Annotated in this window: 26 protein-coding genes and 1 pseudogene; 16 read left to right on the forward strand and 11 right to left on the reverse strand. The window is 61.6% G+C overall.

Annotated features, from left to right (window positions below; all coding sequences use genetic code 11):
• Nucleotides 1-111 precede the first annotated feature (111 nt).
• Both BFP96_RS15255 and BFP96_RS15260 read left to right on the forward strand, forming a co-directional pair.
• Nucleotides 112-663: a cytochrome c oxidase assembly protein gene (locus tag BFP96_RS15255; protein ID WP_065895271.1), complete on the forward strand. Its 552-nt coding sequence runs from the start codon at nucleotides 112-114 to the stop codon at nucleotides 661-663.
• 35 nt (nucleotides 664-698) lie between these two features.
• Nucleotides 699-1,586, forward strand: a complete 888-nt coding sequence (locus BFP96_RS15260) for a cytochrome c oxidase subunit 3 (protein ID WP_065936518.1) — start codon at nucleotides 699-701, stop codon at nucleotides 1,584-1,586.
• 6 nt (nucleotides 1,587-1,592) lie between these two features.
• Here the strand turns inward: BFP96_RS15260 and BFP96_RS15265 are convergent, their stop codons facing one another.
• Nucleotides 1,593-1,796 carry a twin transmembrane helix small protein gene (locus BFP96_RS15265; RefSeq protein WP_065936519.1) on the reverse strand — a complete coding sequence of 68 codons (204 nt, stop codon included), beginning with the start codon at nucleotides 1,794-1,796 and terminating at the stop codon, nucleotides 1,593-1,595.
• 31 nt (nucleotides 1,797-1,827) lie between these two features.
• Between BFP96_RS15265 and BFP96_RS15270 the strand changes: the two genes are divergently transcribed.
• Genes BFP96_RS15270 through BFP96_RS15290 form a run of 5 tightly spaced genes read left to right on the forward strand, consistent with a single transcriptional unit; the run spans nucleotide 1,828 to nucleotide 5,751 of the window.
• Nucleotides 1,828-2,592 (forward strand): SURF1 family protein, encoded by a 765-nt coding sequence (locus BFP96_RS15270; RefSeq protein ID WP_065936520.1) that lies wholly within the window; start codon nucleotides 1,828-1,830, stop codon nucleotides 2,590-2,592.
• Nucleotides 2,558-3,142: a hypothetical protein gene (locus BFP96_RS15275; RefSeq protein WP_065936543.1), complete on the forward strand. Its 585-nt coding sequence runs from the start codon at nucleotides 2,558-2,560 to the stop codon at nucleotides 3,140-3,142. The genes BFP96_RS15270 and BFP96_RS15275 overlap by 35 nt, the downstream gene beginning before the upstream one ends.
• 10 nt (nucleotides 3,143-3,152) lie before the next feature.
• A complete protein-coding gene (locus BFP96_RS15280) occupies nucleotides 3,153-4,232 on the forward strand; it encodes a COX15/CtaA family protein (RefSeq protein ID WP_065897852.1) in 1,080 nt (359 codons plus the stop codon).
• The gene (gene cyoE, locus BFP96_RS15285; RefSeq protein ID WP_065897853.1) at nucleotides 4,220-5,119 is read left to right on the forward strand and encodes a heme o synthase; all 900 of its coding nucleotides are present in this window, start codon (nucleotides 4,220-4,222) and stop codon (nucleotides 5,117-5,119) included. The genes BFP96_RS15280 and cyoE overlap by 13 nt, the downstream gene beginning before the upstream one ends.
• Entirely contained in the window at nucleotides 5,116-5,751 is a 636-nt protein-coding gene (locus tag BFP96_RS15290; RefSeq protein ID WP_065936521.1) for an SCO family protein, read from the forward strand. Before cyoE ends, BFP96_RS15290 begins: the two co-directional genes overlap by 4 nt.
• Nucleotides 5,752-5,946: 195 nt before the next feature.
• Here the strand turns inward: BFP96_RS15290 and BFP96_RS15295 are convergent, their stop codons facing one another.
• The 3 genes from BFP96_RS15295 to BFP96_RS15305 are packed head-to-tail and all read right to left on the reverse strand — an operon-like array spanning nucleotide 5,947 to nucleotide 8,450.
• Nucleotides 5,947-6,717 (reverse strand): MetQ/NlpA family ABC transporter substrate-binding protein, encoded by a 771-nt coding sequence (locus BFP96_RS15295; RefSeq protein WP_065886768.1) that lies wholly within the window; start codon nucleotides 6,715-6,717, stop codon nucleotides 5,947-5,949.
• Between the two features lie 51 nt (nucleotides 6,718-6,768).
• A complete protein-coding gene (locus BFP96_RS15300) occupies nucleotides 6,769-7,443 on the reverse strand; it encodes a methionine ABC transporter permease (protein WP_065886769.1) in 675 nt (224 codons plus the stop codon).
• Complete coding sequence (locus BFP96_RS15305) at nucleotides 7,443-8,450, reverse strand: methionine ABC transporter ATP-binding protein (RefSeq protein WP_065895278.1); 1,008 nt, start codon at nucleotides 8,448-8,450, stop codon at nucleotides 7,443-7,445. Before BFP96_RS15305 ends, BFP96_RS15300 begins: the two co-directional genes overlap by 1 nt.
• Before the next feature lie 265 nt (nucleotides 8,451-8,715).
• Between BFP96_RS15305 and katE the strand changes: the two genes are divergently transcribed.
• Nucleotides 8,716-10,857: a catalase HPII gene (gene katE, locus BFP96_RS15310; RefSeq protein ID WP_065936522.1), complete on the forward strand. Its 2,142-nt coding sequence runs from the start codon at nucleotides 8,716-8,718 to the stop codon at nucleotides 10,855-10,857.
• A 100-nt stretch (nucleotides 10,858-10,957) separates the two neighbouring features.
• On the opposite strand, the gene BFP96_RS15315 is transcribed toward katE, so the two are convergent.
• Genes BFP96_RS15315 through zur form a run of 4 tightly spaced genes read right to left on the reverse strand, consistent with a single transcriptional unit; the run spans nucleotide 10,958 to nucleotide 13,757 of the window.
• Nucleotides 10,958-11,677: a PA5502 family lipoprotein gene (locus BFP96_RS15315; RefSeq protein WP_065895280.1), complete on the reverse strand. Its 720-nt coding sequence runs from the start codon at nucleotides 11,675-11,677 to the stop codon at nucleotides 10,958-10,960.
• Between the two features lie 37 nt (nucleotides 11,678-11,714).
• Complete coding sequence (znuB, locus tag BFP96_RS15320; protein WP_065886772.1) at nucleotides 11,715-12,503, reverse strand: zinc ABC transporter permease subunit ZnuB; 789 nt, start codon at nucleotides 12,501-12,503, stop codon at nucleotides 11,715-11,717.
• Complete coding sequence (gene znuC, locus BFP96_RS15325) at nucleotides 12,496-13,275, reverse strand: zinc ABC transporter ATP-binding protein ZnuC (RefSeq protein WP_065895281.1); 780 nt, start codon at nucleotides 13,273-13,275, stop codon at nucleotides 12,496-12,498. Before znuC ends, znuB begins: the two co-directional genes overlap by 8 nt.
• Nucleotides 13,275-13,757, reverse strand: coding sequence for a zinc uptake transcriptional repressor Zur (zur, locus tag BFP96_RS15330; RefSeq protein ID WP_065895282.1), 483 nt, complete (start codon nucleotides 13,755-13,757; stop codon nucleotides 13,275-13,277). The genes znuC and zur overlap by 1 nt, the downstream gene beginning before the upstream one ends.
• A 58-nt stretch (nucleotides 13,758-13,815) precedes the next feature.
• Between zur and BFP96_RS15335 the strand changes: the two genes are divergently transcribed.
• Nucleotides 13,816-14,745 (forward strand): zinc ABC transporter substrate-binding protein, encoded by a 930-nt coding sequence (locus BFP96_RS15335; RefSeq protein ID WP_065936523.1) that lies wholly within the window; start codon nucleotides 13,816-13,818, stop codon nucleotides 14,743-14,745.
• Nucleotides 14,746-14,888: 143 nt separating this feature from the next.
• Here BFP96_RS15335 and BFP96_RS15340 read toward each other — a convergent pair whose 3' ends face one another.
• Both BFP96_RS15340 and BFP96_RS15345 read right to left on the reverse strand, forming a co-directional pair.
• Nucleotides 14,889-15,842: a homoserine kinase gene (locus tag BFP96_RS15340; protein ID WP_065895284.1), complete on the reverse strand. Its 954-nt coding sequence runs from the start codon at nucleotides 15,840-15,842 to the stop codon at nucleotides 14,889-14,891.
• A gap of 56 nt (nucleotides 15,843-15,898) precedes the next feature.
• Nucleotides 15,899-16,189 carry a DUF2782 domain-containing protein gene (locus BFP96_RS15345; RefSeq protein WP_017528747.1) on the reverse strand — a complete coding sequence of 97 codons (291 nt, stop codon included), beginning with the start codon at nucleotides 16,187-16,189 and terminating at the stop codon, nucleotides 15,899-15,901.
• A 74-nt stretch (nucleotides 16,190-16,263) separates the two neighbouring features.
• Here BFP96_RS15345 and polA point away from each other — a divergent pair, with 74 nt between their 5' ends.
• On the forward strand, nucleotides 16,264-19,059 hold the full coding sequence (gene polA / locus BFP96_RS15350) for a DNA polymerase I (RefSeq protein ID WP_065936524.1): 2,796 nt from the start codon (nucleotides 16,264-16,266) through the stop codon (nucleotides 19,057-19,059).
• 269 nt (nucleotides 19,060-19,328) lie between these two features.
• Here the strand turns inward: polA and yihA are convergent, their stop codons facing one another.
• Nucleotides 19,329-19,970, reverse strand: coding sequence for a ribosome biogenesis GTP-binding protein YihA/YsxC (gene yihA / locus BFP96_RS15355; protein WP_042943980.1), 642 nt, complete (start codon nucleotides 19,968-19,970; stop codon nucleotides 19,329-19,331).
• Nucleotides 19,971-20,181: 211 nt separating this feature from the next.
• Here yihA and BFP96_RS31315 point away from each other — a divergent pair.
• From BFP96_RS31315 to BFP96_RS15380, 6 genes and pseudogenes are all read left to right on the forward strand, one after another.
• A pseudogene (locus BFP96_RS31315) lies at nucleotides 20,182-20,283 on the forward strand (cytochrome); the annotation flags it as partial.
• A gap of 33 nt (nucleotides 20,284-20,316) precedes the next feature.
• The gene (locus tag BFP96_RS15360; RefSeq protein WP_065936525.1) at nucleotides 20,317-20,928 is read left to right on the forward strand and encodes a c-type cytochrome; all 612 of its coding nucleotides are present in this window, start codon (nucleotides 20,317-20,319) and stop codon (nucleotides 20,926-20,928) included.
• Nucleotides 20,929-21,096: 168 nt separating this feature from the next.
• Nucleotides 21,097-21,732, forward strand: coding sequence for a thiol:disulfide interchange protein DsbA (gene dsbA / locus BFP96_RS15365; RefSeq protein ID WP_065895287.1), 636 nt, complete (start codon nucleotides 21,097-21,099; stop codon nucleotides 21,730-21,732).
• Between the two features lie 10 nt (nucleotides 21,733-21,742).
• A complete protein-coding gene (locus BFP96_RS15370) occupies nucleotides 21,743-22,621 on the forward strand; it encodes an endonuclease/exonuclease/phosphatase family protein (RefSeq protein WP_065936526.1) in 879 nt (292 codons plus the stop codon).
• A complete protein-coding gene (locus tag BFP96_RS15375) occupies nucleotides 22,618-24,666 on the forward strand; it encodes a GGDEF domain-containing protein (protein ID WP_065936527.1) in 2,049 nt (682 codons plus the stop codon). The genes BFP96_RS15370 and BFP96_RS15375 overlap by 4 nt, the downstream gene beginning before the upstream one ends.
• An 89-nt stretch (nucleotides 24,667-24,755) precedes the next feature.
• Nucleotides 24,756-25,532, forward strand: a complete 777-nt coding sequence (locus BFP96_RS15380) for an N-acetylmuramoyl-L-alanine amidase (protein ID WP_065897861.1) — start codon at nucleotides 24,756-24,758, stop codon at nucleotides 25,530-25,532.
• The last annotated feature ends 2 nt before the right edge of the window (nucleotides 25,533-25,534 follow it).

Raw genomic sequence — 25,534 nt, forward strand, 5'->3', positions numbered from 1 at the left:
GGGGGCTTGCTCCCGATCGCTATCTCACAGCCAGTGATAGTGTCGACTGGTACACCGCCATCGGGGGCAAGCCCTCTCCCACATTCATTGTGTTCGCTTTGGGTGGGTGTCATGGCTGACTCCGTGCCGCTCAAACGCCTGGTCACACGCCTGCTGATCCTGGTGCTGGCCATGTTTGCCTTCGGCTTTGCCCTGGTGCCTATTTACGACGTGATGTGCAAGGCGTTCGGCATCAATGGCAAGACTGGCGGGCAATACGAAGGCGAGCAGGTCGTCGACCCGTCGCGTCAGGTGCGGGTGCAGTTTTTGTCCACCAACGCCATCGATATGGTCTGGGATTTCCATGCCAAGGCCGACGAAGTCGTGGTCAATCCGGGCGCGGTGACCGAGATGCTGTTTGTGGCCTACAACCCCACCGACAAACCGATGACCGCCCAGGCAGTGCCCAGCATTTCCCCGGCCGAAGCGGCGATGTACTTCCACAAGACCGAGTGCTTTTGCTTCACCCAGCAAGTGCTGCAGCCGGGCGAACGTATCGAGATGCCGGTGCGCTTTATCGTCGATCGCGCGATGCCCAAGGATGTGAAGCATTTGACCCTGGCGTACACGCTGTTCGATATCACCGCGCGCCAGCCGCCAGGGGCGGCCCGCAGCGGCGGCTAGCTACTGTTTGCCCGCTCAATCAGGAGAGCGAATACATGTCGACTCATGATACGTACTACGTACCGTCGCAAAGCAAATGGCCGATAATTGCCACGATTGGCCTGTTGGTGACCGTGTATGGACTGGCCGTGTGGTTCAACGACCTCAAGGCCTTGCGCGCGGAGTCCCACGGCCCGTGGATCTTTTTCGTTGGCGGACTGTTGCTGGCCTACATGCTGTTCGGCTGGTTCGGCGCAGTGATCAAGGAGAGCCGCGCCGGTTTGTACAGTGCGCAAATGGACCGTTCGTTTCGCTGGGGCATGAGCTGGTTCATCTTTTCCGAAGTGATGTTCTTCATCGCGTTCTTCGGCGCGCTGTTTTACGTGCGCACCTGGTCGGGGCCATGGTTGGCGGGCGAGGGGCCCAAGGGCATCGCGCATATGTTGTGGCCCAATTTCGAGTTTGCCTGGCCTTTGCTGAACAACCCGGACCCCAAGCTGTACCCGGCGCCCAAAGGCACCATCAGCCCGTGGGGCCTGCCGCTGGTCAACACCATCCTGCTGGTCAGCTCCAGCGTGACCATCACCATTGCCCACCATGCCCTGCGCAAAGGGCATCGCGGTGCGCTGAAGCTCTGGCTGGCGCTCACCGTACTGCTGGGCCTGGCCTTTCTCGGGTTCCAGGCCGAGGAGTACATCCACGCCTATAAAGAGCTGGGCCTGACGCTGGGTTCGGGCGTGTACGGCGCGACTTTCTTCATGCTCACCGGGTTTCACGGCGCCCACGTGACCATCGGCACGATCATTCTGTTTGTGATGCTGATGCGCGTCCTGAAGGGGCATTTCAATGCCGAGCACCAGTTCGGTTTCGAAGCGGCCAGTTGGTATTGGCACTTCGTGGATGTGGTGTGGATTGGGCTGTTTTTCTTTGTGTATGTGCTGTGAGCCGTTCTACCACGGCGCATGCGAGACCAACTGGCCGCTGAAAAAGCCCCAGGCGATCAGCCCCACGGTGATTGCGGCGAACACCACACGTACGGTCAGGGCAGTGACGAGGCGGTTGGAATGACCCTCGTCCTTGACCAGGAAGAACAAGCCACTGAACAGGCTCACAACGGTCGCGATCAGCATCAGGGCAATCAGTGCTTTGAGCATGGTCTGGCTCCGGGCCATACGGGGAGGGGCAATGAAATCCAGTATAGCCAGTGCCCGACAGTGCTTCAGGCCCGGCATCGCACCGACGTTGGTGGTGCTGATGCTGCTGCCGTTGATGATTGGCCTGGGGTTCTGGCAGCTGTCGCGCGGTCAGGAAAAACAGCAGCTGGTCGACACCTACGCCGAGCGGCGTGCCGCCGAGCCTATTGGCAGCGAGCAGCTTGAGACGAGCGCCGATCCAGCCTTTCGCCGGGTGCATCTGCGTGGCAGCTTCGATGCCGACCACAGTGTGTTGCTCGACAACCGTATGCGCGACGGCAAGGCCGGTGTCGAGTTGCTGCAACCCTTTCATGATCAGGCCAGCGGCCTTTGGGTACTGCTCAATCGCGGCTGGCTGCCCTGGCCGGATCGCCGTACGCCACCGGCGTTCGCCACGCCGGGTCAACCGGTGAATCTGGTCGCCTGGGTGTACGTCGCTCCCGGCGAAACCTTCCAGTTGCAGGTTGATCCCGCGACGGTGCAATGGCCGCGCCTGCTGACCGCGTTGCATCCCGTCGCCCTGTGGGCCGAGTTGGGCCGCAATGGGTTCGCCTTTGAACTGCGCGCCGAAGCCGGCCCCGGTACGTACGACACCCACTGGCCTGTGGTCGCCATGGGGCCGGAAAAACACCTGGGGTATGCGGTGCAGTGGTTTGCCATGTCACTGGCGCTGCTGGCGCTTTACCTCTACCTCGGATGGCACAACGCAAAGGAGAAGCGCCATGGGAGCCGCCATGAATCCACTCAACGTGTCTGAAGCGCCGGACCGGCGTAAGGGCCGCTGGCAGTTGATCCTGATCCTGCTGATGGTGGTGGGGCCGATGGTGCTGGCGACCTTTATGTACAAACTGCAATTCTGGGTGCCGGACAGCCGCAGTTATCACGGTGAACTGATCGGTAACGGTCAGACCCGCGCAGACATAGGCGTGCAGGCCGATGAGGATCGCTGGCAGTTGCTGGTCACCGCGCCCGCCAGCTGCGCCGCCGAATGCCAGCAACTTGTGTACCTGGCGCGCCAGCTGCAGATCGGCCTGGGTCGCGATGCGTCCCGCGCCAGCCACGCGCTGGCCAGTGCGCAGCCGGTCGGCACCGACTACGACACCCGGCTCAAGGCCGAATACCCGCAATTGCAGCGCTATTCACTGGACCTGTCGACCTTTAACCGCAACGCCGCCGCGCCTGGCGATGCGCAACTGTGGGTCATCGACCCCCACGGCAACCTGGTGCTGCGCTACGACGCCAAGGTCAACGGCAAGGACTTGCTCAACGACCTGCGCCTGCTGCTGAAACTGTCGAACATCGGATAAGGGCATCGTCATGGCCAAGCCTGGATTTCGCCTCGCGCTGTTTGCCACCTTGCTGGCGCTGATTGTCGTGTTGCTCGGTGCCTATACCCGCCTGACCCATGCCGGCCTTGGTTGCCCGGACTGGCCGGGGTGCTATGGCTTTATCGGCGTGCCGCAAAGCGCAGCCCAGCTGGCCCATGCCGAACTGCACTTTCCTGATACGCCAGTGGAGGCCGACAAGGGCTGGGCCGAGATGACCCATCGCTACTTTGCCGGCACCCTCGCCATCCTCATCGCGCTGTTGGCGGCGCGGGCCTGGAGCCACCGGCGTGACCCGGGCCAGCCGGTGAAATTGCCGCTGTTCGTGTTGATAGTGGTGTGCGCCCAGGCGGCGTTTGGCATGTGGACGGTGACGCTGAAACTGTGGCCGCAGGTGGTGACGGGCCACTTGCTGGGCGGCTTTGCCACCTTGAGCCTCCTGTTCCTGCTGAGCCTGCGTCTGTCCGGCGTGTTGCCCGCATTGATCGTACCCAGGCGCCTGCAATATTGGGCAACGGCGGGGCTGGTGCTGGTGATCGGGCAGATTGCCTTGGGCGGTTGGGTCAGCGCCAACTATGCGGCGGTGGCCTGTGTAGATTTGCCGACGTGTCACGGTCAATGGTGGCCGGCGGCGGACTTCGCCAATGGCTTTCACCTGACCCAGCATATCGGGCCCAATTACCTGGGCGGTCAGTTGGACAGCGATGCGCGCACGGCGATTCATCTTACCCATCGCGTGGGTGCGGTGCTGGTCACGCTGGTGCTGCTGGGCCTGGCCTGGCAGTTGCGCGCGGTGGGCATGACGCGCCTGGCGGGCTTGCTGTTGATCGCCCTGGCGGCGCAAATCAGCCTGGGCCTGAGCAATGTGGCGTTCGGCTTGCCGCTGCTGGTGGCGGTGGCGCACAACGCCGGGGGCGCAGCGCTCTTGCTGACCCTGGTGCTGGTCAATTATCACGCACGCACCAGCCTGGTTCGGGTGCGCTACCCACACCCAATCACCTGGCGGTTCATTGCGCGAAAACCGGCATCGGGCCTGATGACCCTTAAAGGAGAGTTGCCATGGCGTCCCTGACCGGCGCGCGTCACGGCCAGGCGGTCTGGCGTGACTATCTGGAGCTGACCAAGCCGAAAGTGGTGGTGCTGATGCTGATCACCTCGCTGGTGGGCATGTTCCTCGCCACCCGCGCCGGGGTGCCGTGGACGGTGCTGGTGTTCGGCAACCTGGGCATTGCCCTGTGTGCGGGCGCGGCGGCGGCGGTCAACCATGTGGTGGATCGGCGCATTGATGCGCTGATGGCGCGCACTCACAAACGGCCACTGGCCGAGGGGCGGGTCTCGGCCGTTGCGGCGCTGGTCTTTGCGTTGGTGCTGGCGGTGACGGGCCTGGCGCTGTTACTGGCGTTCACCAACCCTCTGGCGGCCTGGCTGACCCTGGCGTCGTTGCTGGGCTACGCGGTGATCTATACCGGGTTTCTCAAGCGCGCAACGCCGCAGAATATCGTCATCGGTGGCCTGGCCGGTGCCGCGCCGCCGTTGTTGGGCTGGGTCGCCGTGACCGGGCATGTCAGCGCCGAGCCGCTGCTGCTGGTGCTGATCATCTTCGCCTGGACCCCGCCGCACTTCTGGGCGCTGGCCATCCATCGCAAGGAGGAGTACGCCAAGGCCGACATCCCGATGCTGCCGGTCACCCACGGCGAGCATTACACCAAAGTGCATATCCTGCTCTACACCTTCGCCCTGCTGGCGGTGAGCCTGATGCCCTATGTGATCCATATGAGCGGGTTGTTGTACCTGGCCTGTGCGACGGTATTGGGCGGGCGCTTTCTGCAATGGGCCTGGGTGCTGTACCGTGGCAGCCAGCCGCACGCGGCGGTCAATACCTTCAAGTACTCTATCTGGTACCTGCTGTTGCTGTTTATCGCCCTGCTCGTAGACCACTACCTACTGTTGAACCTATGACTCGAACTCAAAAAACTGTCTTCATTCTGGTGGCCCTGGTGGCATTGATCATGGGCCTGACCGTCAACAAGGTGCTCTCGGGCAAAGGCCAGGGCGACCCGACCGCGCTGATCGACGCCGGCATCATCCTGCTGCCGCAAAGCCGCCAGCTGCCTGCGGTGAGCATGACCAACCAGGACGGCCAGCCGGTGCTGGTCAATGAGCTCAAAGGCAAGTGGAGCCTGCTGTTCTTCGGCTACACCTTCTGCCCGGACATCTGCCCCACCACCCTCGCCCAACTGCGCCAGATCAAGAGCGAACTGCCCAAAGAGGCGGTGGACAAGCTGCAAGTGATCCTGGTCAGCGTCGACCCGAACCGCGACACCCCGACCCAGCTCAAGCAGTACCTGGGCTACTTCGACCCGCAATTTCAGGGGTTGACCGGCACCAATGTGCAGGAGGTGCAGAAGGTCTCGAATGCCGTGAGCATTCCCTTCATTCCTGCGGACACCAGCAAGCCGAACTACACCGTCGACCACAGCGGCAACCTGGCGCTGATCGGCCCGGATGGCACCCAGCGCGGGTTCATCCGTGCGCCGTTGAACAACCAGAAGCTGGTGGCGCAGTTGCCGGAGTTGCTGCAGCGTAAATAGCTCACGCCAAAAAACAAATGTGGGAGGGGGCTTGCCCCCGATAGCAGGGTGTCAGTCGATGAAGATGTTGACTGACCCGCCGCTATCGGGGGCAAGCCCCCTCCCACATTTTGATCTCTAGTGTGTTGGAGATCGTTGATCGTTCCCACGCTCTGCGTGGGAATGCCGCCTTGGACGCTCTGCGTCCGCTTTGAATCAGAACGCCGGCTTGATCGCGCCTTTGTACTTCTCTTCGATAAATTGCTTCACTTCAGGCGTGTGCAGGGCGGCAACCAGCTTCTTCACGGCGTCCGAATCCTTGTTGTCTTCGCGGGTCACCAGGATGTTGACGTAAGGCGAGTCGCTGCCTTCGATCACCAGGGCGTCCTTGGACGGGTCCAGCTTGGCTTCCAGCGCGTAGTTGGTGTTGATCAGCGCCAGGTCGACCTGGGTCAGTACGCGCGGCAGGGTGGCGGCTTCCAGTTCGCGGAATTTCAGGTTCTTGGTGTTACCGGTAATGTCCTTGATGGTCGACAGGATGTTGGTCGGGTCCTTCAGGGTGATCAGGCCGTTGTTGGCCAGCAGCAACAGGGCACGGCCGCCGTTGGTGGCGTCGTTCGGGATCACCACATTGGCGCCGTCCGGCAGGTCGGCCAGCTTTTTGTATTTGCTCGAGTACGCGCCCAGCGGTTCCAGGTGCACGCCGCCGACGCTCACCAGGTGAGTGCCCTTGGCCTTGTTGAACTCATCCAGGTACGGCTGGTGCTGGAAGAAGTTGGCGTCCAGGCGCTTTTCAGCCACCTGCACGTTCGGCTGTACATAGTCGGTGAAGACTTTGACCTGCAGGTCTACGCCTTCTTTGGCCAGCGCAGGTTTCACGAATTCGAGGATTTCCGCGTGCGGCACCGGCGATGCGGCGACCGTGATGGTCTCGGCATGGGCGGAAAACGCGGCAACGGCGGCGAAAGCAACCAGTAGTTTTTTCATCCAGCAAGCTCCTTGTTCGGGCATCTGCCGGCAGAAGGCCGGCAATGGCCGTTATTTTCGAGAAAAGTGCACCACCAGCCTGTCGCCGACGGTTTGCAGAATTTGCACCAGGATCAACAGCATTACCACGGTGACCACCATTACATCGGTCTGGAAGCGTTGGTAACCGAAGCGGATCGCCAGGTCGCCCAGGCCACCGGCACCGACTACCCCGGCCATCGCCGTGTAGGACACCAGTGTAATCGCCGTCACCGTAATCGCTGCAAAGATGCCGGGGCGGGCTTCGGGCAGCAGGGCGTTGGTGATGATCTGACGCGTCGTTGCGCCCATCGACTGAGTGGCCTCGATGATGCCGCGGTCGACTTCACGCAAGGCGGTTTCCACCAGTCGCGCAAAGAACGGTGTGGCGCCCACGACCAGCGGCGGAATCGCACCTGCCACACCCAGCGATGTCCCGGTGATCAACACCGTGAACGGAATCATGACGATCAGCAGGATAATGAACGGCAGCGAGCGCAGGATGTTCACGACCAGCGACAGCAGCGCATATAGGCCCTTCTGTTCGAACAGTTGGCGCGGGCTCGTCAGAAACAGCAGTACGCCCAACGGCAGGCCGAGCACGACCGTGAAGAACAGCGAACCGAACAGCATGATCATGGTATCGCCAGTGGCGAGCCAGATTTCGGACCAGTCGATGTTGGCAAAGAAACTCAGGAAAACGTCCATTAGCGCAGCACCTCCATATGAACGTCGGCGGCGGTGAAGCGCGCAAACGCGGCGTCCATGTCACCGCCGGTGACGGCGAGGGTCAATTGCCCGTAGGGAATGTCTTTGATGCGGTCGATACGACCGGCGAGGATGCTGTAGTCCACCCCCGTTTCCCGGGCGACGGTACCCAGCAATGGCGCGTAGGTCGCGTCCCCCTGGAAGGTCAGGCGCACGATACGGCCCGGCACGTGGGCGAAGTCGTCGCGTTGCTCGCCTTCGTCGACCTGTTCAGCTTCCTGGACGAAGCGCTTGGTGGTCGGATGCTCTGGATGCAGGAACACGTCGGCCACCGAGCCTTGCTCGACGATCACGCCGGCGTCCATCACGGCCACCTGGTCGCAGACGCGGCGAATCACATCCATTTCATGGGTGATCAACACGATGGTCAGCTTGAGTTCGCGGTTGATCTCGGCCAACAGTTGCAGGACCGAGGCGGTGGTCTGCGGGTCGAGGGCGCTGGTGGCCTCGTCGCACAGCAGGATCTTGGGTTTGGTGGCCAGGGCGCGGGCGATGCCGACGCGCTGTTTCTGGCCGCCGGACAATTGCGCCGGGTACTTCCTGGCGTGGTCCGACAGGCCCACGCGGGCGAGCAGTTCAGCCACGCGCAGGTCGATGTCCTTGCGCGACAATTCGCCGGCCAATGTCAGCGGCAGCGCCACGTTGTCTGCAACGGTCTTGGACGCCAGCAGGTTGAAGTGCTGGAAGATCATCCCGACCTGCTGGCGAAAACGGCGCAGGCCGTTGGCATCCAGCGCGGTGACTTCTTCACCGTCAACCGTGATCTTCCCGCCACTGGGTTCTTCGAGGCGGTTAATCAGGCGCAGCAGGGTACTTTTTCCCGCACCCGAGTGGCCAATCAGGCCAAACACCTGGCCGTTTTCGACGCGCAGGCTGGTGGGGTGCAGGGCGGGAATATCCTTACCGGCGACGCGGTAGGTTTTATGGACGTTTTGAAACTCGATCACGTAGCGAACCTTGTGGGGCGCATGGAAAAGGGATCAGCGGTTAGCCGGGCGCGCATTTTAGCCTGTCCGTATAGCGTTTCTTAGCATTTATTTCGCATCCATCCAGCGATTTGGCAATAACGAGACCAAAGGTCATAAAAAAGGAACGGCTCAAAACCCTGTCAGTCACTACTTAAGCAATTCGATCTCCCGGGTGCCGTGTCCGGGGTTTCGCTCAAATGAGCCGGGGACCGCTCTGGCCACTTTGACTAAGGAGTTTTGACTGATGAGTACCAAGAAGCCAGCCACCCCGCCGAAGAGTGAACTCGCGGGCACTGATACCCTGGACCGAGGCAATACCAACGCCAAACTGCAGGCGCTGGAAGAATTCCGTTCCGATGCGACCGGTCAGGCCCTGCGCACCAACCAGGGCGTGAAGATCTCCGACAACCAGAACACCCTGAAGGTCGGCGCGCGTGGCCCGTCGCTGCTGGAAGACTTCATCATGCGTGAAAAGATCACGCACTTTGACCATGAGCGTATTCCGGAGCGCATCGTGCACGCCCGTGGTACGGGCGCCCATGGCTATTTCCAGAGCTACGGCGACCATTCGGCGCTGACCAAGGCCGGTTTCCTACGGACTCCAGAACATAAAACGCCGGTGTTCGCGCGTTTTTCCACAGTGCAGGGCCCGCGCGGTTCCGGTGACACCGTGCGTGACGTACGCGGTTTCGCCGTGAAGTTTTTCACCGAGGAAGGCAACTTCGACCTGGTGGGCAACAACATGCCGGTGTTCTTCATTCAGGATGCGATGAAGTTTCCTGACTTCGTGCATGCCGTTAAGCCTGAGCCGCACAACGAGATTCCTACCGGCGGGTCGGCGCACGATACCTTCTGGGATTTTGTCTCGCTGGTGCCCGAGTCGGCGCATATGGTGGTGTGGGCAATGTCTGACCGCGCCATTCCAAAAAGCCTGCGTGCCATGCAGGGCTTTGGCGTGCATACCTTCCGTTTGATCAACACCGAAGGCAAGTCGAGCTTTGTGAAGTTTCACTGGCGGCCAAAAGTCGGCACCTGCTCGCTGGTATGGGACGAAGCGCAAAAGCTGGCCGGTAAAGACACCGACTACCACCGTCGCGACCTGTGGGAATCGATCGAAAGCGGCGATTACCCCGAGTGGGAGCTGGGTGTTCAGATCGTTGCAGAAGAAGACGAGCATAAGTTCGACTTCGACCTGCTCGACCCGACCAAGATCATCCCGGAGGAACTGGTACCGATCACTCCCCTGGGCAAGATGGTGCTCAACCGTAACCCGGACAACTTCTTTGCCGAGGTCGAGCAGGTTGCGTTCTGCCCAGGCCATATCGTGCCGGGTATCGACTTCACCAATGACCCACTGCTGCAAGGCCGTCTGTTTTCCTACACGGACACCCAGATCAGCCGTCTCGGCGGGCCGAACTTCCATGAGATCCCGATCAACCGCCCAGTGGCGCCGTTCCATAACGGCCAGCGCGACGCTCAGCATCGCACGGTGATCGATAAAGGGCGTGCGGCTTATGAGCCCAACTCCATCGATGGCGGCTGGCCGAAGGAAACACCTCCCGGTCCTACGGATGGTGGCTTCGAGACTTACTACGAGCGCGTGGATGCCAACAAGGTGCGCGAGCGCAGCGAATCGTTCGGCGACCACTTCTCCCAGGCCACGCTGTTCTTCAACAGCATGAGCCATCACGAGAAAGAGCACATCATCGCCGCCTACAGCTTCGAGTTGGGCAAGGTCGAGCGCGAACATATCCGTGCCCGCCAGGTGAATGAGATTCTGGCCAACATCGACCTGGAACTGGCCAAGCGCGTTGCGCAAAACCTGGGCTTGCCGGCGCCGACCAAAGGCACGGTGCCTGTGCGTGAAACGTCGTTGAAGGAATCGCCGGCCTTGAGCCAGGTGAACCTGCTGTCGGGTGACATCAAGACGCGCAAAGTGGCAATTCTGGCGGCGAACGGTGTGGACGGCGCGGCGATTGCGGCACTCAAGGCAGCCCTGGAGGCTGAAGGTGCGCATGCCAAGTTGCTCGGGCCGACGTCGGCGCCTGTGACCACGGCCGATGGCAAGTCGCTGCCGGTGGATGCGTCGATGGAAGGCATGCCGTCCATTGCGTTCGACGCGGTGTTTATCCCGGGCGGCAAGGAGTCGGTCAAGGCCCTGAGCGGCGACGGCGTGGCATTGCATTACGTGCTGGAAGCTTACAAGCACCTGAAGGCCATTGCGGTCGCCAGCGACGTGAAGCCATTGCTCGACCTGTTGAAGCTGGAAGCGGATGCGGGGTTGATCGTGGGGGCGGATGCCAAGGCGTTCAAGGCGTTCTTTGCCGCGATTGCTCAGCATCGGGTGTGGGAGCGGGAGCCGAAGGCTAAGGCGATTCCGGCTTAATTTGTTGGTTGTTTGTTAGATCGTCATCGGGGGCAAGCCCCCTCCCACACTTGAATGTATTCACAGTTCAAATGTGGGAGGGGGCTTGCCCCCGATGCTTTTAGTCCGCTTTACGCGGAATCAGCACAACCTGCGCCGGAATGTGCTTCAGAATCTGCCGGTGAATCTTCAGGTCATACCCCGAATCAATTCGCTTCACCCGTTTGGTCAGCAATGTGGCCAGCCACGGGTAATCCTCGGTGCGTGGCACCTGGATACTGACGTCGCACTGGTAATTCACCACGTCGGTGGCGATGGCATCCAGCTGATGGCGCATGGCTTCGACATCCGCCAAATTCAACGCCACGGTGGTGCTCGGCGCCGCCGGGTCGATGACCTTGGCGGCGGGCTTGGCTTCGGCCGCTTTCAGGGCGGCCTCGGCCTGATCCAGCTCGGCTTTGCGCGCATGACTGATGGCGCTGTTGACGCCGCCGGTCAGGGCCGGGGCCTTGGGCATCAGCGCGCGGGCACGGCTTAGCGCCGTGGCGGCGGCGTTGACGTCACCCTTTTGCAGCACGATCTGGCTGCGCTGCAAGTAGGCTTCGGCCAGCTGGCGCTGGTAAGCCTCGAGCGCCGGGTCATTGGGCGATTGGGCCTGCAAGGTGGCGAGCTGGTCTTCGGCCGTGGCCAATTCGCTGCTGGCCAGGTTTTGCTCCAGCTGCGCGATGGCCGCAGCGCGCGGGTCCGGCGCTTCGGGGGCGGCGGGCGGTGTGCTTTGACAGGCGCCCAGCAGCAGGGAAAATGCGGCAAGGAGCAGATAACGGAAAGTGAACGGCTTCATTCCTGCGACTCTCTATTTGCGCAAAAAGCGAGCAAGTCTACACCCCTCGACGGGGCAGGACAAAACTCAGCAGAAACAGGGCGGCCGCCGACACCACAATCGACGGCCCGGCCGGCGTGTCTTTGAACCATGACAAGGCCAGGCCCCCACACACTGCCAGCATGCCCAGCAGACTGGCGCCGATGGCCATTTGCTCCGGCGAACGGGCATGGCGCTGAGCGGCGGCGGCTGGAATGATCAGCAGCGAGGTGATCAACAATACGCCGACAATCTTCATCGCGACAGCGATCACCACCGCGATCAACAGCATCAGCGCCAGGCGCAGGGCCGGCACGGGCAAACCTTCGACCGTTGCAAGCTCCTCGTGCACGGTGATTGCCAGCAGCGGGCGCCACAGGCTCACCAGCAGCACCAGCACCGCCGCGCTGCCACCGAGGATCCATGCCAGGTCGGTAGGACTGATCGCCAGCAGATCGCCAAACAGGTAGGCCATCAGGTCGATGCGCACTTCATGCATGAAGCTCAGCACCACCAGGCCCAGGGACAGGGTGCTCGGCGCCAGGATGCCCAGCAGCGTGTCGGACGCCAGCGGCTGGCGCTGCTGCAGCGTCACCAGTAACACCGCCAGCAGCAGGCAGCCGACGGTTACGGCGATGGTCGGGCTCACGTCCAGCAGGAAGCCCATGGCCACGCCCAGCAACGCCGCATGGGACAAGGTGTCGCCAAAGTACGCCATGCGCCGCCAGACCACGAACGAACCCAACGGGCCCGCCACCAACGCCAAAGCCAAGCCTGCCAGCAGGGCGTAGAGCAGAAAATCAGCCATGCTTGCAGCTATCTCCATGAACGTGGGGGGTAGAAGTGTCATCGACAACGGCGCCATGCAGATCGTGGGCGTGGTCGTGATGGTGGTGATAGATCGCCAGACTTTGCGCGTTCTTACCGAACAGCTCGACGAACGCCGGGTCGCCGCTGACCTGTTCCGGGTGGCCGGAGCAGCACACGTGACGGTTGAGGCAGACCACTTGATCGGTGGTGCTCATCACCAGGTGCAAGTCGTGGGAGACCATCAGCACGCCGCAGCCATGGCGATCGCGCAAACGGGTAATCAGGCTGTACAGCTCGGCCTGGCCGGCGACGTCGACGCCTTGCACCGGCTCATCGAGCACCAGCAGCTCCGGCTCGCGCAGCAGGGCGCGGGCCAGCAGCACGCGCTGCATTTCACCGCCGGAGATGCTCTGCACCGGGCTGTCGATCACCTGTTCAGCGCCGACCTCCTTGAGCGCCGCCTGGGCGCGGGCGCGGTCTACACCCGGCACCAGGCGCAGAAAGCGCAATACCGACAGCGGCAATGTGGGGTCCACGTGCAGCTTCTGCGGCATATAGCCCACGCGCAGCCGGGGCTTGCGCCATACGCTGCCGCGGTCGGGCTTGAGCAGGCCGAGCACGGCGCGCACCAGGGTGGTCTTGCCGGCGCCATTGGGGCCGATCAGGGTCACGATCTGCCCCGGCTCCACGCTCAGCGCAATGTTGTCCAGCACGTGTTGCCCGGCGAACGTGACCCCGACCTGCTCCAGGCGGATTAACGGGTTGCTCATCAAGCCCCCTGACAACCCGAGCACAGGCCGACCACTTCGACCGTTTGCCCTTCGACGCTGAAGCCAACTCCGGCGGCGCTTTTGACGATGGCATCACTGATGCTTTTCTGTTCAAGCTCGATGGCGGCGTGGCACTCGCGGCAAATCAGGAACTGGCCCTGGTGCGCGTGCTCCGGGTGGTTGCAGCCGACAAATGCGTTGAGCGAGGCGATGCGGTGCACCAGGCCGTTTTCCAGCAGGAAATCCAGCGCGCGGTAAACCGTAGGCGGCGCGGCGCGACGGCCGTCCTGTTCGCTGAGGACGCCAAGGATGTCGTACGCGCCCAGCGGCTTGTGGCTTTGCCACACCAGCTCCAGCACGCGTCGACGCAGCGCGGTCAGGCGCAAGCCCTTCTGCGCGCATAGGGTGTCGGCCTCCGACAATGCGGTGTGAACGCAGTGAGAGTGGTCATGGGGACGGCTGGCAAGCGGTGTTATAGGCATGAGCGGCGACAGATATTTGATAGAGACGTTATTATGTTACCTGTTCCTATGCCATTGAGTGGTCATCGTGTCCCGACTTTTTCCCGTTTTTGTCGTATTTGTCACCAGTTTGTTCGTGGCTGGCGCCGCTCAGGCCGACGTCAAGGTGCTGACCAGCATCAAGCCGCTGCAACTGATCGCCGCGGCTGTGCAGGACGGAGTGGCCGTTCCGGAGGTGTTGTTGCCGCCGGGTGCGTCGCCGCATAACTTCGCCTTGCGTCCATCCGACGTACGGCGCGTGCAGTCGGTCGACCTGCTGTACTGGATCGGGCCTGACATGGAAACTTTTCTGCCGCGCGTGCTGAAAGGCCGTACCGCGGCGACGGTCGCCGTGCAGGACCTGCCAGGCATGAAACTGCGCCGTTTCGGCGAAGATAGCCACTCCCATGCCGACGAAGCCGACGAGCATGATCACGATCATCGTCCCGGCAGCGTTGATGCGCATTTGTGGTTGTCGACGGTGAACGCGCGTGTCATCGCGGCGCGCATGGCGACTGACCTCAGTGCGGCCGACCCTGCCAACGCCGAGCGTTACCAGAGCAACGCCAAAGCCTTTGCGGGTCGCCTGGATGCTTTGGATATACGCTTGAAGAAGCGTCTGGCAGGCGTTGAAGGCAAGCCTTACTTTGTGTTTCACGAGGCCTTTGATTACTTCGAAGACGCTTACGGCTTGAAGCACACCGGCGTGTTCAGCGTCGCCGCCGAAGTGCAGCCCGGCGCCCAGCATGTGGCGGCGATGCGTACGCGGCTGCAGGAAGTGGGCAAGACGTGCGTGTTCAGCGAGCCGCCGTTGCGGCCGCGATTGGCCGAGACATTGGTGGCAGGTTTGCCGGTGAAGCTGGCGGAACTGGATGCGCTGGGCGGCTACACCCTGGCCACTGCTGAGGGTTATGAGCAGGTGCTGGAAAAGCTGGGCAATGATCTGGCTGGGTGCCTGGAGTCGCTCTAAATGTGGGGCAAGCGTTAAGGCTTGTTGTAGGAGCGAGCTTGCTCGCGAAAAACTCACAGGCGCCGCGTTCATTCAGAAAGCACGCGTTATCGTTGACGTTTTTCGCGAGCGAGCTCGCTCCTACATTTGGAGCGAGCAGGTCTTTAGAGCGCGAACGGCAGATGCACAGCCACCTGTTGGCGCTGCAGCAGGCGATGCTCGAACTCGGCGGGGTCGTGAATAAGCACATCCTGCCCGGCAAACGACTCGGCTGCGATCAGCCGCGACAGCCAGAACCGCACGCACGCCACGCGCAGCATGGTCGGCCATAGCTCGGCTTCCTTGGCGGTAAACGGCCGCAACCCCGCATAAGCACCCAGCAGCGCACGGGCGCGCGGCCCATCAATCACGCCGTCGGCGTTCGAACACCAGTCATTCAAGGCGATGGCGACGTCATACAGCATCGGCCCGGAGCAGGCGTTGTAGAAGTCGATCAGGCCGGTCAGGTGGGTGCCTTCGAACATCGCGTTGTCGCGAAACAGGTCGGCATGAACGTTGGCGCGTGGCAGGGCGAGAATCTGCGCCTTGTGGGCTTCTATCTCGTTCAATGCATCCTGCAACAGACGCTGTTGTGCGTCGTTCAGATGGGAAATCAACTGCGCGCCTTCACTGAGCATCCACTCCAGCCCGCGATCGGTCTTGCGCTCCAGGACCTTGTCGCCCTGGGTCGCCAGGTGCAGGTGGCCGAGCAGGTCGCCGACCTGGGCGCAATGCTGGGCGTTGGCGTGTGTGATGTGCTTGCCGGCCAGGCGCGGTTGCAGCAAGGCGGGTTTGCCCTTGAGTTCGCGCAAAGCGATACCGTCGGTGGTACGCAGGGCGTAGGGCACCGGCAGGTCGGCGTCGTGGAGCACGTCGAGCAGTTCGATAAAAAATGGCATTTCTGCCACGGGGCCGCGCTCGACCAGGGTCAGGACGAACTCGCCCTGCTCCAGGCTGATAAAGAAATTGGTGTTTTCGCTACCGGCGGCAATCCCCTGGAAATCAAGCAGGCGGCCGAGCCCATAAGGGGCAAGAAAGGTTTCCAGCTCGGACCGAGCCAGGGGGGTGAACACAGACATGGTTAAAACTGCCGTTACGGGCACCGCTCAGGGCGGCGCCGGTTGAAATTAGGGAATCATTTCCATTCGAAGATCTTCCATGACGGGATCAGCATATCCGGCTGGTCAGAACGGATGAAGTTCGCGTCGGTTCCATCCGCGCGTACCAGGAAATACGGTGGAGCGCCTTTTGGCGTTACCTTGATGGCATACAGGAAGCCGTTTTGACGGTACTCCTGGATGGTCTTGTCGCCTTCCGTGCGAATGGTCACTTCCGGATCGCCCGATGGCGCATCGTCTGCCGCCATGGCAGCCATCGGAGCGAGTGCAATCAAGCCAGTCAACAGCAGGCGATTGAATGTACGCATGATAACCTTGTCCCTTTGTTTTCATTGGTCCGGCTATTCTAGCGCCTGACCCGCCGAAAAGGTTGATCCTGCTCATGAGCCAAGCGCCCCTCGTCCTGGTGGACGGTTCTTCTTATCTGTACCGCGCCTTCCACGCGCTGCCACCGTTGACCACCTCCAAAGGCCTGCCGACCGGTGCGGTCAAGGGCGTGTTGAACATGCTCAAGAGCCTGCGCAAGCAATACCCGGACAGCCCGTTCGCCGTGGTATTCGACGCCAAGGGCGGGACCTTTCGCGATGAAATGTTCGCCGACTACAAGGCCAATCGCCCGAGCATGCCCGATGACATGCGCCTGCAGATCGAACCCCTGCACCAGAGCGTGATCGCCCTGGGCTTCCCGTTGCTGTGCGTCGAAGGCGTCGAGGCCGATGACGTGATCGGCACCCTGGCCCGCAGCAGCGCCGCCGCTGACCGCCCGGTGGTGATCTCCACCGGCGACAAGGACATGGCGCAACTGGTGGACGGGCACATTACCTTGGTCAATACCATGACCGGTAGTTCGATGGACATCGAGGGCGTAAAGGAGAAATTCGGCGTCGCTCCGGAGCAGATCATCGATTATCTGGCGTTGATGGGCGATTCCTCCGACAACATCCCTGGGGTTCCCGGCATTGGTCCGAAGACCGCCTCCGGTCTGCTGGTGGGGGTCAATGGCGGTCTCAAAGAGCTGTATGAGCAGTTGGACATTGTGCCGACCCTGCCGATTCGTGGCGCCAAGACGCTGCCGGCCAAGCTGGAAGAGCACAAGGAGATGGCATTCCTGTCCTATCGACTGGCGACGATCAAAATCGACGTGCCCCTGGACATCGGCCTGGACGACTTGCACCTGATCGAGCCGGATCGCGAAAAGTTGCTGGAGCTGTACACGCTGCTCGAGTTCAAGAGCTGGTACGACGAGATCCAGCGCGATAGCAAGCGTGTCGAACTCAAGGCGACCAACGAAGTTGCACCTGCCGCCGAGCTGCCTGCCGAGGCGGTTCTCGCGGTGCCGGTGGAGACGGTGTACACCACTATTCTTGACCAGGCCACGTTTGATCTGTGGCTGAAGAAACTCAACGACGCGACGTTGTTTGCCTTCGATACCGAGACCACCGGGATCGACGCCCAACAGGCCCAATTGGTTGGGCTGTCGTTTGCGGTGCAGGCCCACGAAGCCGCCTATATCCCGCTGACGCATGCCTACACGGGCGCGCCGGAGCAATTGGACCGTGACACCGTACTGCTGGCCTTGAAGCCCTTGCTGGAAGATCCGGCCAAACTCAAGGTCGGCCAGCACGCCAAGTTCGACATGAACATCCTGGCCAACTGCGCCATCGGTGGCGACCCGGCGCAGGGCATCACCGTGCGCGGCATCGCCTTCGATACCATGCTCGAATCCTACGTGCTGAACTCCACCGCGACCCGCCATGACATGGACAGCCTGGCGAAGAAGTACCTGGACCACGCCACCGTCAGCTTCCAGGACATCGCCGGCAGGGGCGCCAAGCAGCTGACCTTCGACCAGATCGCTCTGGAGCAAGCCGGCCCTTACGCGGCCGAAGATGCCGACGTGACCTTGCGCCTGCATCAGGCACTGCACGCGAAGTTGACTGCGATCCCGAGCCTGGCCAGTGTGCTGACGGATATCGAAATACCGCTGGTGCCGGTGCTGGCGCGTATCGAGCGCCAGGGTGCCTTGGTGGACAAGGATCTGCTGGGCATCCAGAGCATCGAGCTGGGCAACAAGATGATCGAGCTGGAGCGCCAGGCCTTCGAAATCGCCGGCGAGACATTCAACCTGGGCTCGCCCAAGCAGCTCGGGGCGATCCTCTACGAGAAGCTCGGCATGCCCGTGTTGAAAAAAACCGGCAAGGGCCAGGCATCCACCGCTGAAGAAGTGCTGGCCAAACTGGCGGAGGATGATTTTCCATTGCCCAAGGTACTCATGCAGTACCGCAGCATGAGCAAGCTAAAAAGCACCTACACCGACCGCCTGCCGGAACAGATCAACCCGCGTACCGGACGTATTCATACGTCCTACCACCAGGCGGTGGCGGCGACCGGGCGTCTGTCCTCCAGCGATCCGAACCTGCAGAACATCCCGGTGCGCACCGCCGAGGGGCGACGCATTCGCCAGGCGTTTATCGCGCCCAAGGGTTACAAGCTGCTGGCGGCGGACTACTCGCAGATCGAACTGCGGATCATGGCGCACCTGTCCAAGGACGAAGGGTTGATGAATGCCTTTCGCAATGACCTGGACGTGCACACCGCCACGGCTGCCGAGGTGTTCAAGGTTGAGTTGAGCGAGGTCACCTCCAACCAGCGCCGCAGCGCCAAGGCGATCAACTTCGGCCTGATCTATGGCATGGGCGCCCAGAAGCTGGGCAAGGACATTGGCGTCGACACCAAGACTGCCAAGGCCTATATCGATGTGTACTTCGCCCGCTACCCCGGTGTGCGCGAGTACATGGAGCGCACCCGTGCCCAGGCGGCGGACCAGGGCTACGTGGAAACCTTCTTCGGGCGGCGCCTGTACTTGCCGGACATCAACTCCAACAAGCCCCAGGAGCGCGCGGCGGCAGAACGCACCGCGATCAACGCGCCAATGCAGGGCACGGCAGCGGACATCATCAAGAAAGCCATGGTGAAGGTGGACAACTGGCTGACTGAGTCAGGCCTGGACGCCAAGGTTATCCTTCAGGTGCACGACGAACTGGTACTGGAGGTCCGTGAGGATCTGGTCGCCGAGGTCAGCGAAAGAATTCGCGAGCACATGAGCGCTGCGGCTCAGTTGGACGTGCCCCTGGTGGTGGACGTGGGCGTGGGCGATAACTGGGACGAGGCGCATTGATTCTGCGGTTTCGCCGTCACACCCGGTGATGGCGAAACGCTTTAGATCGGAAGCTGCCGTCAGTTATTTCCAAGTGTTTTTTGAACCTGCCGGAACTTAACCTGTGAACTGCCACTCAGAGTTACTGAATGGGTGGTGAAGCCCTTCAATGCTCCTATGTTGTGTTAAGTGTTGGCAGATATCCGGACCCCGCCCTAGCGGTTCGGAACTTGGACCCCGAACTTCCCCTCCCCATACGAAGTCCGGGGTTTTTTTTGCCTGCGCAAAAGTTATTCGGCGATTTCCGCGCCCTTGTCCGCCAATTCCATCCAGCCGGCCAGTACGGTGTAGGCGTCTTCCAGGCCCATGCGCTTGGGCGCGGAGAACAATTGGATGGTGATCGCATCGCCCCAACCCTTGCGGATTTCGGACTGCACTTTGAGCAGGGTGTTCTTGGCCGCGCCGTAGGTCAGCTTGTCGGCCTTGGTCAGCAGGATATGCATTGGCATGCCGCTGGCGACCGCCCAATCGAGCATCAACAGGTCGAAATCGGTCATTGGATGACGGATGTCCATCATCAGGATCAGACCTTTCAAACTCTCCCGACCACCCAGGTAAGCCTCCAGGTGACGCTGCCAGTGCAGCTTCAACGGGATAGGGACTTTTGCATAACCGTAGCCCGGCAGGTCGACCAGACGCCGATCATCGTCTAGCTTGAAGAAATTGAGTAACTGCGTGCGACCCGGGGTTTTCGAGGTGCGTGCCAGGCTGGCATGGGTGAGCGTGTTCAGGGCGCTGGACTTGCCAGCGTTGGAACGGCCGGCAAAGGCGACTTCAAAGCCTTCGTCATCGGGGCATTGGTCCACTTTGGCGGCGCTGAGCATGAAGGTGGACTGTTGGCACAGGCCGAGGATGGGATTCTTGAGTTGCATGAGATTTCCGATGTGGGCGGTGCCGAAAAAGGGTGCGGCAAGCGGTGTCGTTTCCGTTTCAGTAGCGCCAGTATATAATGCCGCAGATTTTGTGTGTGCTTTGTCCCAGCGAAGGATGACGTTCACGGGAGCGAAAAGACCTTTATTGCGCATTAGAACGCAAAACGCTCTCAAACCCTGAATTGATCGCCACATGATCAAGTGATTGCCCCAGGGTTTCAAGGCAATGCCGCCGCGTGGTTTGTGCATGGACTGCAGTACCGAGGATTACCAGGCCATCAATGAGTTGATGGTGAGTAAACCCGGTAGATAACTCTTAAACCCTTAGCCGTAGTTGGATTAGCTGATGAACAAACTGATCGTGAGTCTGCTGTTGACCTTGGGCATCACCGGTATTGCCCATGCCGCAGGCGACGCTACCGCGGGGCAGGCGAAAGCCGCCGTGTGTGGTGCTTGCCATGGACCGGACGGTAACAGCCCGGCGCCGAACTTCCCCAAATTGGCCGGCCAGGGTGAACGTTACCTGGCCAAGCAGATGCGCGAAATCAAGGATGGCAAGCGCGTGGTGCTGGAAATGACCGGCTTGCTGGCCAACTCCAGCGATCAGGACATCGCTGACATCGCGGCGTATTTTGCCAGCCAGAAAAGCAGTGTGGGAGCTGCTGATCCGAAACTGGTCGCCCGCGGCGAGAAACTGTTCCGTGGCGGCGACCTGGACAAGGGCCTGCCCGCCTGTACCGGCTGCCATTCGCCAAATGGCGCAGGCAACGCCGCCGCCGGCTTCCCGCACTTGAGCGGCCAGCACGCTGCCTACATCGCCAAACAGCTGACCGACTTCCGCAAGGAAGACGCCGGCCGGGCCAATGATGGCGACGCAATGACCATGCGCACCATCGCCCGCAAACTGAGCGATGAAGACATTGCTGCAATCTCCAGTTACATCCAGGGCCTGCACTGACAGACGGCAACGTTAACGCTCGATTAATCCGTCGATGCAAGCATAAAAAGGGTGGCCACGGCCGCCCTTTTTTGTGGCCGCTGCCGTTACACTAACGAACTCATGTCCGCGTAGACCTGTCACACATAAAGGTCGCGTGAGGCGACTTTATTTGTCCAGGAGTAAAGCATGCGTAAACTGATCCTCAGCGCCGCTCTCGTCACTGCCAGTCTCTTCGGCATGACCGCACAAGCTGCCGACGTGCCGCTTGAAGCCGGTAAAACCTACGTTGAACTGACTAACCCGGTCCCGGTTTCGGTGCCCGGCAAAATCGAGGTGGTGGAGCTGTTCTGGTATGGCTGCCCGCATTGCTACGCCTTTGAACCGACCATCAACCCTTGGGCCGAGAAGCTGCCCAAGGACGTGAACTTCAAACGCATTCCGGCCATGTTCGGTGGCCCATGGGATGCCCACGGCCAGCTGTTCCTGACCCTGGAAGCCATGGGTGTGGAGCATAAGGTCCACAACGCGGTATTTAACGCGATCCAGAAAGAAGGCAAGCGCCTGACCAAGCCGGAAGAAATGGCTGACTTCGTGGCCACCCAGGGTGTCGATAAAGACAAGTTCCTGGCCACCTTCAATTCCTTTGCCATCCAGGGCCAGATCAAGCAGGCCAAGGAACTTGCGCAGAAGTATGGCGTGCAAGGCGTACCGACCCTGATCGTCAACGGCAAGTACCGTTTCGACCTTGGCACTGCCGGTGGTCCTGAAGCGGTCCTCAATGTCGCCGACCAACTGATCGCCAAAGAGCGTGCAGCCAAGTAAGGGGCTCGCCATGCGTCGTTGGGGTACCGAGCGTGTCGTCGGCCTGCATGATCCGCAGGTCAACGAACATCACCTGGAGTCCACAGGCCTGCCGGCGGACAGCCGCCTGCGCCTGCTCAGTTTCAATATTCAGGTGGGTAACAGTACCGAGAAATATCGGCACTACCTCACGCGTGGCTGGCAGCACTTGCTGCCGCACAAGGGGCGTACCGGCAACCTGCAGAAAATCGGCGACCTGCTCAGCGACTTCGACTTGGTCGCCCTGCAGGAAGCCGACGGCGGCAGCCTGCGCTCCGGCTACATCAATCAGGTGGAGCACCTTGCCCAGCTCGGTGCCTTCCCCTACTGGTACCAGCAACTCAATCGCAACCTCGGGCGCCTGGCGCAGCACAGCAATGGTGTGCTCAGTCGCCTGAAGCCGACAGTCATCGAGGATCACCCGTTGCCAGGCCCCAAGGGGCGCGGTGCGATCCTGGTGCGTTTTGGCGAAGGCCCGGAAGCCTTGGTGGTGGTGATGATGCACCTGGCCCTCGGCGGGCGTACGCGCAACCTCCAGTTGGCCTACGTGCGCGACTTGATTGGCAACTACAAGCACCAGGTGTTGATGGGGGACATGAACACCCACGCCAACGACCTGCTGCAGAATTCCCCGCTGCGTGACCTCGGCTTACTGGCGCCGCAAGTCGAAGCCACGTTTCCCAGTTGGCGCCCGCAGCGCTGCCTGGACCATATCCTGCTCAGCCCGAGCCTCACACTGGAAAGTGTGCAGGTGCTGGCGCACCCCATTTCCGATCACCTGCCGGTCGCGGTGGAAATTCGTCTGCCGGGCTCGCTGACGGCTGATGCGTTCCCCGCGTTGAGTCCTGGCCCCGGCGGACCTGTTGCATGAGCGACGACGCCCAGCGCTGGAAAGAAAAGTACCTTAAAGGCGTTGAGCAGCAAGACAAGCTCGAACGCCGCTGGGCCGCCCGCCTCGATCTGTTACGTCGAGGGCTGGTGCGCAGCACGCTGGCGGCGGAAGGGACTGACCGCGCTGTCGATCAATGCATGAAGGAAATGCGCGATGTCGTGCGCACTGACGACATGGACGCTGCCCTGGCCGCCCTGCTGCCGCGTCTGGAAAAGGCCGTGCTGGATTCCGAGCAGCGCCGCGAAACCCGGGTTGACCAAATCAGTACCGCCCTCACCGCCCTGGTCGCGCAGTTGCAGAAACTGCCGCTGCCCCGTGAGGTGGCGCGCCCGCTGAAAACCTTCGCCAAGCAGCTTGACGGTCGAGTCGGGCAGGCACGGGAAATACCGCTGCTGCTCAGCGAGTTGAGCAGCCTGCAGGAACAGGCGCTGAATAACCTGGAGCCGGATGGCGAAACGCCGCGCTCCGGGCCCGGGTTATTGCAGCGCCTGTTTGGTGCCAAGGAGCACTCGAGCGAAGCGCCCGAGCCCGAGACACCCCCTGCGCCGCTCTCCGTCGCGCCCTCGCCTGCAGCGCCTGAAGCCCCGGAGCCCGCGCAGTCCGAGGAACTGACCCAGGCATTGCGAGCTTTCGCGCCGTTGCCGCCGACAACGGACGTCTCTGCGCCTGAGCCTGCGGCCGCCGTCAAAGAGGCACCGGCCAGCGTAAAGTCCGAGCTCCAAGTGCCTGCTCAAACGTCGCTCGCGCCCATGCCCGACGAAACCTTCGATCGCGAGGCGCCTGACACCCCAGCCGAAGACGCCGCTGCCGAAAGCGCACTCGCGGCTTTTATCGAAGCGCCCCAAGACCCCGTCGATACGCCAGAGGAAACGCTGATCGGCAGCCTTTCACTCCCGCCCGTATTGGATACCGCAGAGCCTGACTCCGACGCCCTGCAGTCGGATGGTCTCTACGCCCTGCCCGATTCGCCCGAGCCTTCCTATAGCTCGGTTGCCAAGCATATTGAAGACACCTTGCTCGGCCTGCTGGAAGACCTGGCCCTGCCCGAGGGCCACCGACCACAGGCCGAAGCCATGCGCGAACGTCTGGCCCATGGCTTGAACTGGTACGAGCTGCTGCCGATCCTCGATGACCTGGCGGTGCTGATGCTGGCGGTTACCGACAGCGGCCAGCATGAGTTCGAGGCTTACCTTAAGCAGCTCAACGAGCGTCTTGAGGCATTCCAGGGTCACCTGCAGGTCGCCAGCGAAGGGCACGCCGACAGCCGCTCCGCCGCGCGGGAGCTGGACACGCAAATTCGCGAACAGGTAGACGGCCTGCAAAGCAGCGTGCAGGACGCCGCCGATCTGGACAGCCTCAAGCAGGTGCTGGAGAGCCACCTCGAGGGCTTGCTCGGCACCATGGACGAGCACCGACAACAGCGCGACCAGCGCGAGCAGGAAGTGGCCGCGCGGCTCCAGGGCCTGGCTGAACGGGTGGCGAACATGGAGCAGGAAGCCCAGGGCTATCGTGAGCATTTGGAGATACAGCGCCAGAAGGCGCTGATCGATCCGCTCACCGGCCTGCCCAACCGCGCGGCCTGGAGTGAGCGCCTGGATCATGAGGTCAATGCCTGGCACCAGCGTGGCAACAGCCTGTCACTGGCCATGCTGGACCTCGACCACTTCAAGCGCATCAACGACGGCTACGGCCACCTGGCCGGCGATAAAGTCCTGAAGATCATCGCCAATGTGCTGCGCAAACGCCTGCGCCCGACTGATTTCATTGCGCGCTTCGGCGGCGAAGAATTTGTGTTGTTGATGCCCGATTCAGCCCTGGCGGACGCCTTGGCTGTCGGTGACATGCTGCGAGTGGCCATCGAGGCTTGCCCGTTCCACTTCAAGGGCGAGCCGGTGACCATCACGGTATCCATGGGGGTGGCGCAGTTCCAGCCGGGCGAGCGCAGTGATCTGGTACTCAAGCGTGCCGATGAAGCGCTTTACAGGGCCAAGGCGGCGGGGCGTAATCGGGTGCAGGCGGCGTAAAAAATGTTCTGAATATGTAATTTGACCGCTTGCCCGCCAGCGGTACGTTACACTGTTGCATTATCGTCCTTTGTGTAATGCCTTCTCCTATGAAATCTTTCTTCATCGCCGTTGCCGTTGTTCTGCTTGCCGGCTGCTCCAGCGGCCCGCGCCTCAATACCAGCCATCCTTCCGTGAATCACGACAACCGCGTGCAGTTCGTGGTGGTGCATTACACCTCTGCCAACCTCGAGCGCTCCCTGGCGCTGCTGACCCACGGCCAGGTCAGCAGCCATTACCTGATCGGCGATGACGCCTCAGGCACAATTTACAAGCTGGTTGATGAAAGCCAGCGTGCCTGGCATGCGGGGGAAAGCGAGTGGATGGGGCGTACCTGGCTCAACTCCAGCTCCATCGGCATCGAGATCGTCAACCCCGGCTATAGCGATACTCCGACCGGCCGGGTCTGGTACCCGTATTCCGAGGCGCAGGTGAAGTCGCTGGTGGTGCTGCTCAAGGACATCAGCAAGCGTAACGGTATCAACCCCAGGAACATCATCGGGCATAGCGATATCGCGCCGCTGCGCAAATTGGACCCGGGCCCGTTGTTCCCATGGAAGCGCCTGGCCGATGAGGGCCTGGGGGTCTGGCCGAATGCCCAGGCAGTGGCGCAATTGCAGCAGCAGTACGCCGCGCAGTTGCCGAGCATCACCTGGTTCCAGGAAGAACTGGCGCGTCTGGGCTACCCGACGCCGCAAACCGGTGAGCTGGACGTGGCCACGCGTCACGTGATCGCCGCATTCCAGATGCGTTTCCGCCCATCGTTGTTCGACGGAACGCCGGATGCACAAAGCGCGGCGATCCTGCGCGCCTTGAACCAACGCTGAAT

Origin of the sequence: Pseudomonas sp. 34 E 7 (assembly GCF_900005715.1) — a bacterium.
Classification (GTDB): domain Bacteria; phylum Pseudomonadota; class Gammaproteobacteria; order Pseudomonadales; family Pseudomonadaceae; genus Aquipseudomonas; species Aquipseudomonas orientalis_A.

Excerpts from the sequence above, each read along its gene's own strand:
- cyoE (WP_065897853.1), top strand. The coding sequence starts at position 4,220 with ATGGCGTCCCTGACCGGCGCGCGTCACGGCCAGGCGGTCTGGCGTGAC.
- BFP96_RS15370 (WP_065936526.1), top strand. The coding sequence starts at position 21,743 with ATGCGTCGTTGGGGTACCGAGCGTGTCGTCGGCCTGCATGATCCGCAG.
- dsbA (WP_065895287.1), top strand. The coding sequence starts at position 21,097 with ATGCGTAAACTGATCCTCAGCGCCGCTCTCGTCACTGCCAGTCTCTTC.
- BFP96_RS15300 (WP_065886769.1), bottom strand. The coding sequence starts at position 7,443 with ATGGACGTTTTCCTGAGTTTCTTTGCCAACATCGACTGGTCCGAAATC.
- katE (WP_065936522.1), top strand. The coding sequence starts at position 8,716 with ATGAGTACCAAGAAGCCAGCCACCCCGCCGAAGAGTGAACTCGCGGGC.
- BFP96_RS15280 (WP_065897852.1), top strand. The coding sequence starts at position 3,153 with ATGGCCAAGCCTGGATTTCGCCTCGCGCTGTTTGCCACCTTGCTGGCG.
- BFP96_RS15255 (WP_065895271.1), top strand. The coding sequence starts at position 112 with ATGGCTGACTCCGTGCCGCTCAAACGCCTGGTCACACGCCTGCTGATC.
- znuB (WP_065886772.1), bottom strand. The coding sequence starts at position 12,503 with ATGGCTGATTTTCTGCTCTACGCCCTGCTGGCAGGCTTGGCTTTGGCG.
- BFP96_RS15275 (WP_065936543.1), top strand. The coding sequence starts at position 2,558 with ATGGGAGCCGCCATGAATCCACTCAACGTGTCTGAAGCGCCGGACCGG.
- BFP96_RS15295 (WP_065886768.1), bottom strand. The coding sequence starts at position 6,717 with ATGAAAAAACTACTGGTTGCTTTCGCCGCCGTTGCCGCGTTTTCCGCC.
- polA (WP_065936524.1), top strand. The coding sequence starts at position 16,264 with ATGAGCCAAGCGCCCCTCGTCCTGGTGGACGGTTCTTCTTATCTGTAC.
- BFP96_RS15345 (WP_017528747.1), bottom strand. The coding sequence starts at position 16,189 with ATGCGTACATTCAATCGCCTGCTGTTGACTGGCTTGATTGCACTCGCT.
- BFP96_RS15260 (WP_065936518.1), top strand. The coding sequence starts at position 699 with ATGTCGACTCATGATACGTACTACGTACCGTCGCAAAGCAAATGGCCG.
- BFP96_RS15315 (WP_065895280.1), bottom strand. The coding sequence starts at position 11,677 with ATGAAGCCGTTCACTTTCCGTTATCTGCTCCTTGCCGCATTTTCCCTG.
- BFP96_RS15270 (WP_065936520.1), top strand. The coding sequence starts at position 1,828 with ATGAAATCCAGTATAGCCAGTGCCCGACAGTGCTTCAGGCCCGGCATC.
- BFP96_RS15380 (WP_065897861.1), top strand. The coding sequence starts at position 24,756 with ATGAAATCTTTCTTCATCGCCGTTGCCGTTGTTCTGCTTGCCGGCTGC.
- BFP96_RS15340 (WP_065895284.1), bottom strand. The coding sequence starts at position 15,842 with ATGTCTGTGTTCACCCCCCTGGCTCGGTCCGAGCTGGAAACCTTTCTT.
- BFP96_RS15290 (WP_065936521.1), top strand. The coding sequence starts at position 5,116 with ATGACTCGAACTCAAAAAACTGTCTTCATTCTGGTGGCCCTGGTGGCA.
- BFP96_RS15360 (WP_065936525.1), top strand. The coding sequence starts at position 20,317 with ATGAACAAACTGATCGTGAGTCTGCTGTTGACCTTGGGCATCACCGGT.
- yihA (WP_042943980.1), bottom strand. The coding sequence starts at position 19,970 with ATGCAACTCAAGAATCCCATCCTCGGCCTGTGCCAACAGTCCACCTTC.
- znuC (WP_065895281.1), bottom strand. The coding sequence starts at position 13,275 with ATGAGCAACCCGTTAATCCGCCTGGAGCAGGTCGGGGTCACGTTCGCC.
- zur (WP_065895282.1), bottom strand. The coding sequence starts at position 13,757 with ATGCCTATAACACCGCTTGCCAGCCGTCCCCATGACCACTCTCACTGC.
- BFP96_RS15265 (WP_065936519.1), bottom strand. The coding sequence starts at position 1,796 with ATGCTCAAAGCACTGATTGCCCTGATGCTGATCGCGACCGTTGTGAGC.
- BFP96_RS15375 (WP_065936527.1), top strand. The coding sequence starts at position 22,618 with ATGAGCGACGACGCCCAGCGCTGGAAAGAAAAGTACCTTAAAGGCGTT.